We start from the raw sequence: 274 nt of genomic DNA, 5'->3' as shown, positions 1-274 counted from the left end.
CGTCGCATTCGGCAGCCCGGTGAAGCGTTCCTTCACCTCGGTTGCCGTCACCTCAATGATCTCGTGGCCCTCGGCCCGCAGCGCACCCAGCACGCCGACACAGAGACCATAGGCCTTCATGCCGGACGCTGACTGCGAGCCGACGGGAACTTCCACGAAGATCACCTTGGCCCGTCTGGCGATGGGCATGGCGTACTCGTAGAGCACCTTGGCGAGGTAGAGATCGTTGGAGTTCTGGCGCACCTGCTTGCCCTTGATGTCTTCTGGTTCACAG

1 protein-coding gene is annotated in these 274 nt (G+C 62.0%); it reads right to left on the bottom strand.

Features of this window, described 5'->3' with window-relative positions:
• Window positions 1–274: hypothetical protein (locus SB717_RS35655; protein WP_410907676.1), on the bottom strand; the 274-nt coding region annotated here is incomplete at both ends.

Origin of the sequence: Priestia sp. SIMBA_032, assembly GCF_046535215.1 — a bacterium.
Classification (GTDB): Bacteria; Bacillota; Bacilli; order Bacillales; family Bacillaceae_H; genus Priestia; species Priestia aryabhattai.
This window is presented reverse-complemented; position numbering and strand designations above follow the sequence as displayed.